Here is a 12058-nt window from a genome sequence, read left to right as displayed (position 1 = left end):
TGCCGCTCACGGCAGATCTCCCCGGTCGCCCTGCCGCGGACTAAATGCTCCCGGCGCAGTGCCGCGATCGCATCCACGAGCTTCATCCCCCGCCCATCCGGACCACGGAACCGGCAGGCCCGTTCGAGCCCTCCAGTGGACAAGTTCTGGAAGCCGCCCCCCGCTCAGGGAGACAGCATGCCATCCCGATCCACAGCCTGCCCCAGCGACATCCTCGAGCGCATCGGCGCCGTCCACATGCACGGCAGGATCGACGATCTCATGCCGTGACGCACGAGCCCTGGCAGCCCGTAAGCGGGCGCTTATGGGCCGCGGGGTAAGCGTCCGATGGATGGCTCCGCGGCGCATCGCTTCCCATCCCCCTGGAGGCCGGCCGCATCGATGCCGGCAGATCGGGATACAGGAGGCCAGCATGACCCGGAGCATCTTCGTCGCCGCCGTTCTCGCGGCGCTGACATCGCCTGCGGCATTCGCCGTCGAACCCGCCCAAGGCGCACGGCTGGGAACCGGGCCGGGCGAGATATCGGCGGCGCTCGGAGAGAGCGGCTACGCGCTGACCAAGTTCGCGCGCGAGAACGGCCGCATCGCGTTGATCGCGGTCAAGGACGGGCTGCGTGTCGAGGCCTATCTCGATGCCGAAAGCGGCGCGGTGACCCGCCTCGAGTCCCGCGGTCGTCGCGGACCCTGGCCGCTGCCCGGCGTCGACGATGGCGCGCTCCGCGCGCAGCTCGAGGCCGACGGCTACCGGATCGTGGAATACGAGCGCGAGCGGGGCCGCATCGAGGTCCGTGCCGACCGCGCGGGACGGCGCTGGGAGCTCAAGATCGACCCGCGCGACGGGCGGATCGCCGAGATCGAGGCGGAGGACGACTGATGACCGGGACAAGCGAAGAGACCGCCATGCCGGCCGGCCCGCGCTGGGATCCGCTGGTGCGGCTGACGCATTGGGGCATCGCCGCGGCGGTGCTGCTGAACGGCCTTGTCATCGAGGAGGGCGGAGCGATCCATGTCTGGATCGGCTACGCGGCCCTGGCGATGCTGGCGCTCAGGCTCGTCTGGGGGCTGGCCGGCACGGGGCCGGCGCGCTTCTCGGCCTTTCCGCCGAGCCTCTCGGCAGCCCGCGCGCATCTCTCCGACATGCTCTCCGGCCGGCACCGGGTGCATCGCTCGCACAACCCGCTCGGCGCGCTCATGGTCTATGCGCTCTGGGCCATGCTGGCGGTCGTGACGGCCACCGGCATCGCCATGGCGGGCTCGCCGCTTGCGCCGCGGCCCGGCGATGAGGCCGGGTACGGGCGCGCAGCGGTCGTCGCCGGGCATGACGAAGCGGCCGAGGAACACGGCGGCGCGGAGAGCGCGGCCGGGGAGGCGCTCGAGGAGGTGCACGAGGTGGCGGCGAACCTGCTCCTCCTCCTCGCGGCCATGCATGTCGGCGGTGTCGCGCTGGAGAGCCGGCTGTCGGGCCGGAACCTCGTTCGCCCGATGCTGAAGGGGTCGTGATGCTGCGCCGCCTACAGCGCCGGTGGAGCGAGGCGCCGGGCGGTCGCCGGGAGACCGCCCTTGCGCTGGTCCTGGCGCTTCAGGCGATGGCGGCGGTGTTCTTCGTCGGCGACGTGCTTGCCGACATCACCTTCGATGGGGCCGACCTCCACCTCGTGCTCGAGGCGGCGGTCGCCCTCGCGCTCGTTCTCGGCGTCCTGTTCGGCGCCCTCGAGATGCGCCGCACGCTCGAGGAGGCCGAGCGGAGCCGGACCGCCCTCTCCGCCGCCCGCGGCGCGATGACCGACCTGATCGAGGCCCGCTTCGCGGCGTGGCGCCTGACGCCCGCGGAGACGGAGGTCGCGTTCCTGGCACTCAAGGGTTTCGATGTCGCCGCCATCGCCGGGCTCCGCGGCGCCGCCGCCGGCACGGTCCGGGCGCAACTGGCGCGCGTCTACGCCAAGTCGGGCGTCGCCAGCCGCGCCGAGCTGCTGTCCCTCTTCATGGACGACCTCATCGCAGGCCCCGTCGCCGGAGAGCCCTCTGGCGCCGATGCGGCTCGCCTGCCCGCAGCTTGATGGCGCGGCGCCGCCTGCCTGTCTCTCCGGTGACGCCGGGCCTGTCGGGCATCCTGGCCCGTCGGGGGAGAGCGGCCGCCGCTGGCACATCGTGTGATGCCGGACCATCCCCACGGGCGGGCCGGGCCACGGGCGCACCGGAAACGGCCTGGCGCCGGCGCCCGCCTTCCATCTCTCTGCGAAAGCCTCGGTTGCCGTGTCCGGGCGCAGTCGCGATCACGATTGCTCCTGATCTTCCCAAAGCGCGTCGATCACCGGGCAGTCGGGGGCCGTGTCCGACGCGCACCTGTCGGCGATCTCCGAGAGCGTGCGCTCGAGCCGCGCGAGATCGGCGAGCTTCTTGCGGATGTCTTGCAGGTGGGCGACCGTCAGACCGTGGATCTGGGCGCAGGTATAGGTGCCGGCGGTCGCCATCGAGAGCAGGCTTCTTATCTCGTCGATGCTGAAGCCGAGCTCCCGTGCCCGCATGATGAAGCGCAGACGCCTCTGGTCCTGATCGGTGTAGAGCCGTTGCCCGCCGGCGCTGCGGCGCGGGGCGGGCAGCAGGGCAATCTTCTCGTAGTACCGGATGGTCTCGAGGTTGCAGCCCGAGCGTTTGGCCAGAACGCCTCGGGTGATCGGGATGAACGTGGGCGTGAACTCCATTCGGATGACCCCTTGAACCTGTAGTCACTACAGAGCCTAGGTTATGGCGATCGCAGTCCAAGGCAAGCAGGTTCGAGGATCGCCGCCGTGACCCACCATGCCCTCGATCGTATCGCCACGACCCCGGTTGTCGCGGCGAAGACAGCCCTGCCGGTCCCAGGGCCCTCCGGGCCGGATGAAAGGCGTGCCATGTCGGCAGGATCGCAGCACTTGCTCGCAGCGGGGCTTCTCGCTCCCGGTGCGTTTGCACTGGCCCCGAGGGCCGGTGCAGACGCGGTCGCCGCGACCCGCCCGGCCTGCCCGACCAGGGTTTGCAAGCGCATGGAACCGGCCGAAGGGGCCCTGAACGCCGAGGCATCCCCCGAAGCCCCCGCAGCGGGCTTGGCCTTCGCCGACGGGAGAACCCTGCCGATGCGCCGGCGTGGTCCGGCCATCCTGAAACCGCTGCCGAAGGAGAGCGCCAGATGAACGAACGTCGCCTTCTCAAGCTCGGCATCGTCGGCACGATCGTTGCCGCGCTCTGCTGCTTCACGCCGATCCTCGTCGTTCTTCTCGGCGCGGTCGGGCTGTCGGCCCTGACCGGCTATCTCGATTATGTGCTGCTGCCGGCGCTGGCGATCTTCGCCGGGTTGACGGCCTATGCACTCTGGCGGCGCAGCCGCGCGAACTCCTAAAGGAGACGACATGTCAGACCGCGGCGCGCCGGGCGCGCGAACCACGTTCGACCTCGCCGTCATCGGCGCAGGGTCGGCCGGCTTCTCGGCGGCGATCACCGCTGCTGAAGCAGGCGCACGGGTTGCCCTGATCGGCTCGGGCACGATTGGCGGCACCTGCGTCAATGTCGGCTGCGTGCCCTCCAAGGCGCTGATCCGTGCCGTCGAGCCGATCCATCAGGCCCGGGCGGCAGCACGCTTCGACGGGATCGAGGCCGAAGCCCGCGTGACCGGCTGGCGGGCCGCTGTCGCGCAGAAGCAGGCGCTCGTCGATGAGCTGCGCGCCGCGAAATACGTCGGCCTCCTGCCGTCCTACGACCGTATCAGCTACCTCCCGGGGGCTGCGCGCTTCGAGGCGAACGGCAGGCTTGTCGTCGGCGGTGATGCCGTCGCGGCGGGCAGGATCGTCGTTGCCACCGGGTCGAGGCCGGCCCTGCCGGGCATTCCGGGCATCGAGACGGTGCCGGTTCTCGACAGCACCTCGGCCCTCGATCTGGAGACCGTGCCGCCCTCCCTGCTGGTGATCGGTGCCGGCTATGTCGGCGCGGAGCTGGCGCAGGTCTTCGCCCGCGCGGGCGCCCGGGTCACGCTCGTGAGCCGGCGCGGGCTGCTGCCGGAAGCCGAGCCGGAGATCAGCCATGCCCTGACGGGATATCTGGGCGACGAGGGCATCGCGAGCGTGAGCGGCATTGCATACGAGCGGATCGAGCGCACCGCAGCCGGAGCGGCGCTCCGGGTGCGCGCGGGCGGGGAGACGCGCGCCCTGGAGGCGTCGGCCGTCCTGGTCGCGACGGGGCGCAGGCCCAACACCGAGGCGCTCGGCCTCCGCCATGCCGGAATCGAGACGGATGCGCGCGGGTCGATCCTGGTCGATGATGCGATGCGCACGACCAGGGCCGGGGTCTATGCGGCAGGCGATGTCACCGGCCGCGACCAGTTCGTCTACATGGCGGCCTATGGCGCCAGGATCGCCGCCACGAACGCACTGAACGGCGACAGCCTTCGCTACGATGCGACCGGGATGCCGGCGGTCGTCTTCACCGACCCGAACCTGGCGACGGTCGGCTACACCGAGGCGGCCGCCAAGGCGGCGGGCATCGCGACGAAGACGAGCGTTCTCGCGCTGGAGCATGTGCCCCGCGCGCTGGCGGCCAGAGACACCCGCGGGCTGATCAAGCTCGTTGCCGATGCCGGCACAAGGAAGCTCATCGGCGCGCATATCCTCGCCCCCGAGGGCGCGGACAGCATCCAGACGGCTGCGCTGGCGATACGGGCGGGCATGACCCATGACGAGCTCGGCGCGACGATCTTCCCCTACCTCACCACGGTCGAGGGGCTGAAGCTTGCGGCGCAGACCTTCGACCGGGATGTCGGCAAGCTTTCGTGCTGTGCAGGGTGAGGCCGCGAGATGCCGCGGTTCGCGTTGACCATCGGCCCGAACACCCGGTTCCCGGACTGGTCGGCCGTGACCTCTCCGCTGGTCGAGGCAGCGCTTCTCGATCTCCTGCGAGAGGATCGCATGCTCGCGCGCTGGCAGGGTCTCGGGGAGGCGGCGCGGGATACGCACCGCGCAATCCTGCAGAGCTTTCGCGAGACCGGGCGCGCGCCGCGGCTTGCGTGGCTCGCCGAGCGTCGCCGGCTTGCCGCGGCTGCGATCGCCCGGCATCTCGACGAACTCGTGGCGCGCGATCTGGTGGTGTGCCGGCAGGGCGAGATCGAGGGCGCCTACCCGTTCACCGATCGGGACACCGGGCATGTCGTCGAGATCGGAGAGGTGTCGGTGAACGCCATGTGCGCGATCGATGCCCTTGGCATCGGTGCCCTGCTCGGCCGGCCGACGCTGATCCGATCGCGCTGCGCGCACTGCGCCGGAAAGCTGCGGATCGGCACCGGCAATGACGGGCGGTCGATCACGGGGCAGGTTCCGCCGGGCATCGTGGTCTGGGCCGGGGTCGAGCCGATCCATGGCTGCGCCGCCGACACGCAATGCCGGTCGATGGTCTTCTACTGCTCTGCCGAACACCTCGATGCCGCGCAGGGTGGCGAGCCGGTCTCCGGCTACCGCTTCAGCACGTCTCAGGCGCTCGAGGCCGGCGCCGCGATCTTCGGCCCGTTCCTCTAGCGGCCCCCGCGGCGAACCGGCCGGATGTGCCGGTCCTCCGGCCTTGCCCATGACGCCGGCAACGGTGAGCGCTCCCACCGGGTTTCGGACCTTGGTCCGATCGATCGGGGGACTGCCGCCCCTGTCGGGCGCCCACGCGCCCGGTAGGGTGATCCCGACACCCAGCCAGCGGGAGGTGCGCTCATGGACGCGCAGGTCGTGGACGTGGAGATCGAAGGCGCGGACATCGAGATCGCCTACGCCGACGGCTCCGAGGAAGAAATCGACGCCGGCATCTACGAGCGCAAGGACGCCTCGGGCGAGACGGTGGAGGAGCGGCCGGCGACCGATGCGGACCGGCAGCGGCTTCTCGATCTCGCCGCGGGTTTCGCGGGCGAGCCGGACGACGACGACGATAGCGGCGATACGGGCGGCGGGGAGCCGGCGGGAGACACAGGCATGGACAGGACGGTCACGAAGATCGAGATCTTCGGCGCGAACATCGAGGTCGAGTACTCCGACGGCACCAGGGAGGAGATCGAGTTCGGCATCTACGAGCGCAAGGACATGGCGGGCGACACCGTCGAGGAGCGCGCCGCGACGGTGGCCGATCGCACCCGGCTCGAGAGCCTCTCGATCGGGGATGCGGTGTCGGGTGACGGCACGCCCGTGGACCCGGGGGACGGCATGCCGGGCGGCCCCGCCTTCCCCGCCCCCGATGCGACCGTGACCGGGGTGGAGATCCTCGGCGACACCATCGAGGTCGCGTATTCCGACGGCTCGAAGGAGGAGATCGAGGCCGGTGTCTACGAGCTGAAGGACCCGGCCGGCGAGACCATCCTCGAGCGCCCGGCGACCGCCACCGACCGCGTGCGGCTCGAGGGGATCGCCGCCGGCAACCCGGCGGTCGTGGCGCAGGCGTTTCCCCTCGCCGACGGCAGCATCCTCGAGACCGGCCCGAACCGGATCGAGCAGACCTTCCCAGACGGAAGCAGGATCGAGATCGAGGGCGGCATCTACGAGGAGAAGGCGGCGGACGGCACGACGATCGTCGAGCGCCCGGCAACCCAGGCGGATATCGACGGGCTGACGGCGCTCCTGCCGGCGGGGGTGGACGCGCCCGATCTCTCGCCCGGCGCCCCGGCTCCGGGCAACGACGACGGCACCCCGGACCAGGGGCCCGGCGACGCGCCCGGCACGCCGGGATCGGACGACACGCCGATGCCGGGCGGTGACGACGGCACCCCGGACCAGGGCCCCGGCGACGCGCTGCGCATGGCCGAGGACGTGACGCTGTTCTACACCGAGACGCTCGGGCGGGCGCCGGACAGGACCGGGCTCAACTTCTGGATCGATGCGCTCGAAGACCGCTTCGACCTTGACGACCTGGCCGAAGCCTTTCTCGACTCGTTCGAGTTCGCCGAGGCGGTCGGCGATCCGGACGGCATGGAGAACGGCGCCTTCGTCGAGACGCTCTATGACGACCTGCTGGAGCGCGCCGCGGACACCGACGGCATCCTGTTCTGGACGTCCTTCCTCGATGGCGGCGGCGCCCGCGCCGAACTCGTCGTCGCCTTCGTCATCAGCGACGAGAACCGCGCGAACACGCCCGAACTCGACAATCTCGTCGAGGTGTCGCCCGGCGAGTGGGAGATCGCCGGCTAAGGCGACGGGCACGCGCCCGGCCGGCGCAGGCTGCATGCCGCGCGCTCCCGAAACCCGGGCGGGGCGCCAGCACCCTGCCGAGCGCTCAGCGGGATCGGCCGGCCGCGAGGAGCGCCGCCTCGACGCGGTTGCGCACATGCAGCTTCTGCAGGATGTTCGTCATGTAGTGCTTGACGGTCTTCTCCTGCAGGGCCAATTCGCGCCCGATCTCCTTGTTGCTCAGGCCCTTCGCGACCAGATCCAGGATCTGCTCCTCGCGGCGGGTCAGCGAGTCGAGCGGGTCCGCCGCCGCGCCGTCGGCTCGCGGGCTCTTCATCGCCCCGAGGACCCGCGCGGCGAGCGATGGAGAGACATAGGAGCCGCCTGCCGCAACGCCGGTCAGCACCTCGACGAGCTCGGCCGCGCCGATGCCCTTCAGCACATAGCCCTTCGCGCCGGCCTTGAAGGCGGTCATCACGTCATCGTCGGATTCGGAGACCGTGAGCATGACGATCCGCACCGCCGGAAACCGCTCGCCGATCACCCGCGCTGCGTCCAGCCCGTTGCCGGGCAGCGAGATGTCGAGGCACACGATGTCGGGCAGATGCTCCTCGACGGCCCGGATCGCTGCCTCGGCGGTCCCCGTCGCGGCCACGACCTGCAGGGCGCCGCTCTCTTCGAGGGTCCGCGCGACGCCGTCGCGGAACAGCGGATGGTCGTCGGCGATCACCACGCGGATTGCGACGGTCATTCTCCGTCCTCGATCGGCAGGGCCATCCGCAGGGTCGTGCCGGCGCCCGGCGCGCTCGCAACGGCAAACCGGCCGCCCACGCTCTCGATGCGCTCGCGCAGCCCGAGCAGGCCGAGGCGGTCGCTTGCGGCGGAGAGGTCGCCCGGGTCGAAGCCCGGCCCGCGATCGGCCACCGTCACCACCAGCTCGATGCCGTCCAGCCTGGCGGCAACCCGCTGCTCCCTGCCCGCGCCGTGGCGCCAGGCGTTGTTCAGGCCTTCCTGCACGAAGCGGTAGACGCAGATCAGGCTCGGATGATCGAGATGCAGCCCGGCGAGGGTCCGGGCATCCAGCGCCGCGCCGACCTCGCTCCGCGTCCGCCGTTCATGCGTCTCGATCGCGAGGGTCAGCGTGTCCAGCACGGATTTCCCGTCGATCTCGGGCAGGCTGAGCCCCGAGGAGATCGCCCTGATCTCCTTCATCGCGGCATCGAGCGATGCGCGGATGGTCTCGTGGTCCGCCCTGCCCCGATCCGGCTCGAGATGCCGGAACGCGGAATCGAGCCTGAGCGCCGCAAGGGCGAGCTCCTGGGCCGGGCCGTCGTGGAGCTCCGCGCTGATCCGGCGCAGAAGCCGCTCGTTGTGCTCGCCGGCGCGCCGCGAGGCGCCCTGGATATGCCGCCTCAGCCGCGTGTTCTGCACCGCCATCTCGTTGACCTCCGATATCCGGGCGCGCAGCTCCCCGGTCTGGCGCTCGATCGTCCGGCTCCCCTGGCGCACGATCCCGAAGAGCAGGACCGACATCGAGAGCGACACGCTGCCGACCACGGCCCAGGACTTGAGCCGCGCATCGAAGATGTCCCGCTCCAGCTCGGTCGCGATCTGGTAGAACTCGGCGACCGCGATGATCCTGCCCGTGTAGATCGAGTGGATCGGGTTGTAGACCTCGAGATAGGGAATGTCGCCCGCGTCCCGGATGTAGTCCGGCGGATGGGCCAGATCGTCGAACTCGGCGCTCAGCGCGCCCTTCCAGGCGGCGGCGAGCGGCGGCGTCGGCTCGAAGGTCTTTCCGATCAGGCCGGGATCGGTGCTGAACGCGACCAGCCCGCCGGGTTTCCAGAGCTTCACCGCAGCGATGCGCTCGGCGAAGGTCGGCTCGCGGAACAGGTCCCGCAGGCGCTCGGCGGTCCCGTGCGACAGGGTGTCCTGCGAGTTCAGCTCCTGCGAGAGCGGCGCGATGAAGCTCTCCATGTAGAGCGCCGTCGAGATCGCGGAATTGCGCGTGACGCTGTTCTCGATCTCGCGGCCGACCCACCATCCGATCACCAGCATGCCGAGCAGCACGACGACGCTGCCGATCGCGGCAAACCGCAGATGCAGCGGCGCCCGGCGCCAGGTGTCCGAGACCCGCCGCGCGGTGTGGCGCACGAGCCGGTCCATGGTCGCGTCCGCCGGCCGCTCCTGCGTGAGCTGGCGCCTCACGCTGCCTCAGTCCGCAGCGAAGCAGTAGAAGTAGCCGTTGCCTCCGCTCGAGCGGAGCGCCTCCTGGCTGCAGCCGCGCGACTGATGCGCCGCGTTCCACGAGGTGTTGCCGCCGCCGTGGCGGTCATGATGGCCGACGGTGGCCGATCCCTCCCCGTTCGAGGTCCAGTTGGCGCAGGTCTTGTCGCCCTCCTGCCAGGGGAAATAGGCGGTGCCGTCTTCCTGCGTGCCGGTCAGGATGTCGTGCTCGTTGCGCTCGTCATAGCGGCCCATGACGCGGTTGCCGTTCTCGTCGAGCGCCGTGCGCAAATAGATGTTCGGCATGATGTGGAGCTGATCGAGATCGACCGCGATCAGCTCGCCGAGGGCGTTGTACCAGGGCCCGTCGCCGATCCGCTGCCGGGCCGAGATGCCGCGCTTGCCGTCTTCCTGCGTCGAGAGATAGGCGCGCCACTCCCGGTCACCCGCGCCGGCCGCTTCGGCGAGGCTCTGGCAATGGGCATCCGCCCCGTCCAGCCCTCCGAGGTTCGCACCGTCGCCCATCCCGACGCTGGTGACGAAGAACCCCATCTCCTGCGCGGCCGCCGGGCCGGGCAGGAGAGCAAGGGCGGCGAGGGTTCCGGCAAGCATGGCTGCAGCGCGTATCATTCTGTCATCCTCCCAGTTTTTTCGTCGAGCGACGGGTCCGTGACCGGGGCGCCGGAGCGCCCGCCTCCTGCCGATGCTAGGTCCGTTCCATCCCGGAAGCTTCAGACCAAAGTCCGGCTAGTCGAGGATCGGCGGCAGCTTTCCAGCCGCAGCGCCCTGAAATGCGTGGCATGCAAGGGACCGTCGCCTCCAGCCGGCCGCCATTCCTGATCGCGGGCATGTCCGGCCGCGAAGGTGCCGGCTTGCCGGCCCGCCGCCCTGCCCCCCCGGCAGCGGCTACAGCACGGTCGCGGTGCCGACCGCGACGCCGCCGATCGTCCAGGCCGGCGCCGAGATCACCAGCAGCCCCGCGACGGCAAATGCCCCGAGCGCCTCCCACTTGTAGTCCCACACCTTCTCGTACCAGGCCGGCTCGGGTGGCCGGTAGCGCGGGTTCGGCATCATCTGCACCTCGATCTTCACCTTGATCTTTCCCTTGATCGAGTACGGGCCGGAACTGCGCTCGAACACCGGGCTCTGGCCCTCGAAGACCAGCTCCCCCCTGCTCGTCGAGCTTTTCAGGCTCAGCTCGAGCTTGCCGATCGTGCTGCCGATCTTGGCGCTGGTGGCCCCCATCCTGTCGAAGGTGAACCCGTAATCGAAGCCGGCGACCCGCTTCTTGACCTCGGTCTCGTATTTCGGCCAGGTGAACTGCGCGGTGATGCGGCCGTTGCGCGTCGCGGTCACGTTGCCGCCGATATAGAGCCTGGCATTGAGGATCACCGGCCCCTGCACGACGGTGAGCACGGCATAGGGCACGTCACCGCCGATCTTCACGGCCATCGTGGGATAGGTGAGCGCGATCGGGATCCGCGCGACCGGTGCGGGCCGGCGCTTGCCCTCGAAGTCCGACACCACGGTGGGCACGAACAGGCGCGGCAGGGTGAGCTTGGCGCACATCAGGATCTTGCGGTCAAACGCCAGCAGGGCGCCGTCGCTGGCCTTGATGATCTCGGCGGCGTAGACATCGCTGCCATAGATCAGCCTGGCGACCTGGGCAACCGTGTCGCCCTCGCGGGTGACATGGGTGCCGCCGCCCTTTGTCGCCCCCGCCCAGTCGACCGAGAGCTTGAGCGTGTGCTCGGTCGAATGCAGCGGCGGCGGCTGCGGCCGCGGCCGCTTCACCTTGATCTTGGACTGCGATTTCCGGACGGTGACCTTGATCTCCGCATCGATCACCAGCGTCCGCTCGTATTTCTTCCTGATCTTGTCGATCGCCTTCCGGATGCCGGTGAGCCGCTCCTTCTTGAGCCAGTCGGGCTTGTAGCGCTTGAATTCGGCGGTTCCGTCCTTCTTCGCGTAGATCAGGTCGGGGTCGCTGGTCACACGCCGGGAGAGCTCGCTCTCGATCTGTCCGGCGAGTTCTGTCTGGACCCGGCTGCGATGCATCCTGAGCACCGGGTCGAGAAAGCCGTTCTCACTACCCATGGTTACGGTTCCGGCACGGTACTCCCTGGCATCGGCCAGCAGACTTCCGTTGCGACAGCCTAGTGCCTACCGATCCTGTCCAACAAGCGATTTCGACCGCAATCCGCGATCCCGACGATGGCGCGGCAGAGAGGCAGGCCCGGGCCTTCCCGATCTGAAACGATTGTCTGAGCCGCTGAAGCCCGGGCGGTGTCGAGGACGTGGATTCCCCTTCCGGCCGCGGTGAGGTTCAGGTGCTTTCCTGCAGGCGGGGACAGCGTGTTTCGCGGGTTGATTAGCCGCCGGGAATGGACCTTCTTCGGGCCCTTCGTGATCGGGACGGGACCGGAGCGGTGCCGCCCGCCGAAGGATCATCGGCGCGTGCCGGATGGCGCGCCCCGGATCGCGAGGGCGGGTGCGCCGTGGCGCGCTCTGCAGTCAGGGCTCGGTCCCCGCCCATCAGCCGGCCGCGGGCGCAACGGGGGGCTCGGCGCCGGGCTCTCGGGCGCTCTCGCGGGGGCCATTCGACCGGGTCCGCCTCCGGACGAACGGCGGCGACGCGGCGTTCATCCCAGCCGGGAAGCGCTGGCGGG

General features: G+C 70.2%; 12 protein-coding genes. 7 read left to right on the top strand and 5 right to left on the bottom strand.

Features of this window, described 5'->3' with window-relative positions:
- Window positions 1-412: 412 nt before the first annotated feature.
- The 3 genes from QSJ97_RS18670 to QSJ97_RS18660 are packed head-to-tail and all read left to right on the top strand — an operon-like array spanning window position 413 to window position 2057.
- Window positions 413-874: a PepSY domain-containing protein gene (locus QSJ97_RS18670; RefSeq protein ID WP_285673572.1), complete on the top strand. Its 462-nt coding sequence runs from the start codon at window positions 413-415 to the stop codon at window positions 872-874.
- A complete protein-coding gene (locus QSJ97_RS18665; RefSeq protein WP_285673571.1) occupies window positions 874-1500 on the top strand; it encodes a cytochrome b/b6 domain-containing protein in 627 nt (208 codons plus the stop codon). Before QSJ97_RS18670 ends, QSJ97_RS18665 begins: the two co-directional genes overlap by 1 nt.
- Window positions 1500-2057 carry a helix-turn-helix transcriptional regulator gene (locus QSJ97_RS18660; protein ID WP_285673569.1) on the top strand — a complete coding sequence of 186 codons (558 nt, stop codon included), beginning with the start codon at window positions 1500-1502 and terminating at the stop codon, window positions 2055-2057. The genes QSJ97_RS18665 and QSJ97_RS18660 overlap by 1 nt, the downstream gene beginning before the upstream one ends.
- A gap of 216 nt (window positions 2058-2273) precedes the next feature.
- On the opposite strand, the gene QSJ97_RS18655 is transcribed toward QSJ97_RS18660, so the two are convergent.
- A complete protein-coding gene (locus QSJ97_RS18655) occupies window positions 2274-2702 on the bottom strand; it encodes a MerR family transcriptional regulator (RefSeq protein ID WP_285673567.1) in 429 nt (142 codons plus the stop codon).
- Window positions 2703-3166: 464 nt separating this feature from the next.
- Here QSJ97_RS18655 and merF point away from each other — a divergent pair, with 464 nt between their 5' ends.
- The 4 genes from merF (at window position 3167) to QSJ97_RS18635 (ending at window position 7181) form a co-directional block, all read left to right on the top strand.
- On the top strand, window positions 3167-3376 hold the full coding sequence (merF, locus tag QSJ97_RS18650) for a mercury resistance system transport protein MerF (RefSeq protein WP_285673565.1): 210 nt from the start codon (window positions 3167-3169) through the stop codon (window positions 3374-3376).
- 10 nt (window positions 3377-3386) lie between these two features.
- The gene (gene merA / locus QSJ97_RS18645) at window positions 3387-4814 is read left to right on the top strand and encodes a mercury(II) reductase (protein ID WP_285673563.1); all 1428 of its coding nucleotides are present in this window, start codon (window positions 3387-3389) and stop codon (window positions 4812-4814) included.
- Window positions 4815-4823: 9 nt separating this feature from the next.
- Window positions 4824-5537, top strand: coding sequence for an alkylmercury lyase family protein (gene merB, locus QSJ97_RS18640; protein ID WP_285673562.1), 714 nt, complete (start codon window positions 4824-4826; stop codon window positions 5535-5537).
- 183 nt (window positions 5538-5720) lie between these two features.
- The gene (locus QSJ97_RS18635) at window positions 5721-7181 is read left to right on the top strand and encodes a DUF4214 domain-containing protein (RefSeq protein ID WP_285673561.1); all 1461 of its coding nucleotides are present in this window, start codon (window positions 5721-5723) and stop codon (window positions 7179-7181) included.
- Between the two features lie 85 nt (window positions 7182-7266).
- Here QSJ97_RS18635 and QSJ97_RS18630 read toward each other — a convergent pair whose 3' ends face one another.
- The 4 genes from QSJ97_RS18630 to QSJ97_RS18615 all read right to left on the bottom strand — a co-directional run bounded on the left by QSJ97_RS18630 (window position 7267) and on the right by QSJ97_RS18615 (window position 11486).
- Window positions 7267-7890 carry a response regulator gene (locus QSJ97_RS18630; RefSeq protein ID WP_285673560.1) on the bottom strand — a complete coding sequence of 208 codons (624 nt, stop codon included), beginning with the start codon at window positions 7888-7890 and terminating at the stop codon, window positions 7267-7269.
- Between the two features lie 17 nt (window positions 7891-7907).
- Window positions 7908-9371, bottom strand: coding sequence for a sensor histidine kinase (locus QSJ97_RS18625; protein WP_285673558.1), 1464 nt, complete (start codon window positions 9369-9371; stop codon window positions 7908-7910).
- A 6-nt stretch (window positions 9372-9377) separates the two neighbouring features.
- Complete coding sequence (locus QSJ97_RS18620; RefSeq protein ID WP_285673557.1) at window positions 9378-10019, bottom strand: hypothetical protein; 642 nt, start codon at window positions 10017-10019, stop codon at window positions 9378-9380.
- A gap of 276 nt (window positions 10020-10295) precedes the next feature.
- Window positions 10296-11486 carry a hypothetical protein gene (locus tag QSJ97_RS18615; RefSeq protein WP_285673556.1) on the bottom strand — a complete coding sequence of 397 codons (1191 nt, stop codon included), beginning with the start codon at window positions 11484-11486 and terminating at the stop codon, window positions 10296-10298.
- Window positions 11487-12058: the final 572 nt, after the last annotated feature.

This window comes from Paralimibaculum aggregatum (assembly GCF_030270585.1).
Lineage (GTDB): Bacteria > Pseudomonadota > Alphaproteobacteria > Rhodobacterales > Rhodobacteraceae > Thermohalobaculum > Thermohalobaculum aggregatum.
Note: the sequence above shows the minus strand (reverse complement) of the source record. Positions and strands in the feature narration are given on the sequence as shown.

Coding starts and splice junctions, on each gene's coding strand:
- QSJ97_RS18615 (WP_285673556.1), bottom strand. CDS start 11,486: ATGGGTAGTGAGAACGGCTTTCTCGACCCGGTGCTCAGGATGCATCGC.
- merF (WP_285673565.1), top strand. CDS start 3,167: ATGAACGAACGTCGCCTTCTCAAGCTCGGCATCGTCGGCACGATCGTT.
- QSJ97_RS18660 (WP_285673569.1), top strand. CDS start 1,500: ATGCTGCGCCGCCTACAGCGCCGGTGGAGCGAGGCGCCGGGCGGTCGC.
- merB (WP_285673562.1), top strand. CDS start 4,824: ATGCCGCGGTTCGCGTTGACCATCGGCCCGAACACCCGGTTCCCGGAC.
- QSJ97_RS18620 (WP_285673557.1), bottom strand. CDS start 10,019: ATGATACGCGCTGCAGCCATGCTTGCCGGAACCCTCGCCGCCCTTGCT.
- QSJ97_RS18665 (WP_285673571.1), top strand. CDS start 874: ATGACCGGGACAAGCGAAGAGACCGCCATGCCGGCCGGCCCGCGCTGG.
- merA (WP_285673563.1), top strand. CDS start 3,387: ATGTCAGACCGCGGCGCGCCGGGCGCGCGAACCACGTTCGACCTCGCC.
- QSJ97_RS18635 (WP_285673561.1), top strand. CDS start 5,721: ATGGACGCGCAGGTCGTGGACGTGGAGATCGAAGGCGCGGACATCGAG.
- QSJ97_RS18655 (WP_285673567.1), bottom strand. CDS start 2,702: ATGGAGTTCACGCCCACGTTCATCCCGATCACCCGAGGCGTTCTGGCC.
- QSJ97_RS18670 (WP_285673572.1), top strand. CDS start 413: ATGACCCGGAGCATCTTCGTCGCCGCCGTTCTCGCGGCGCTGACATCG.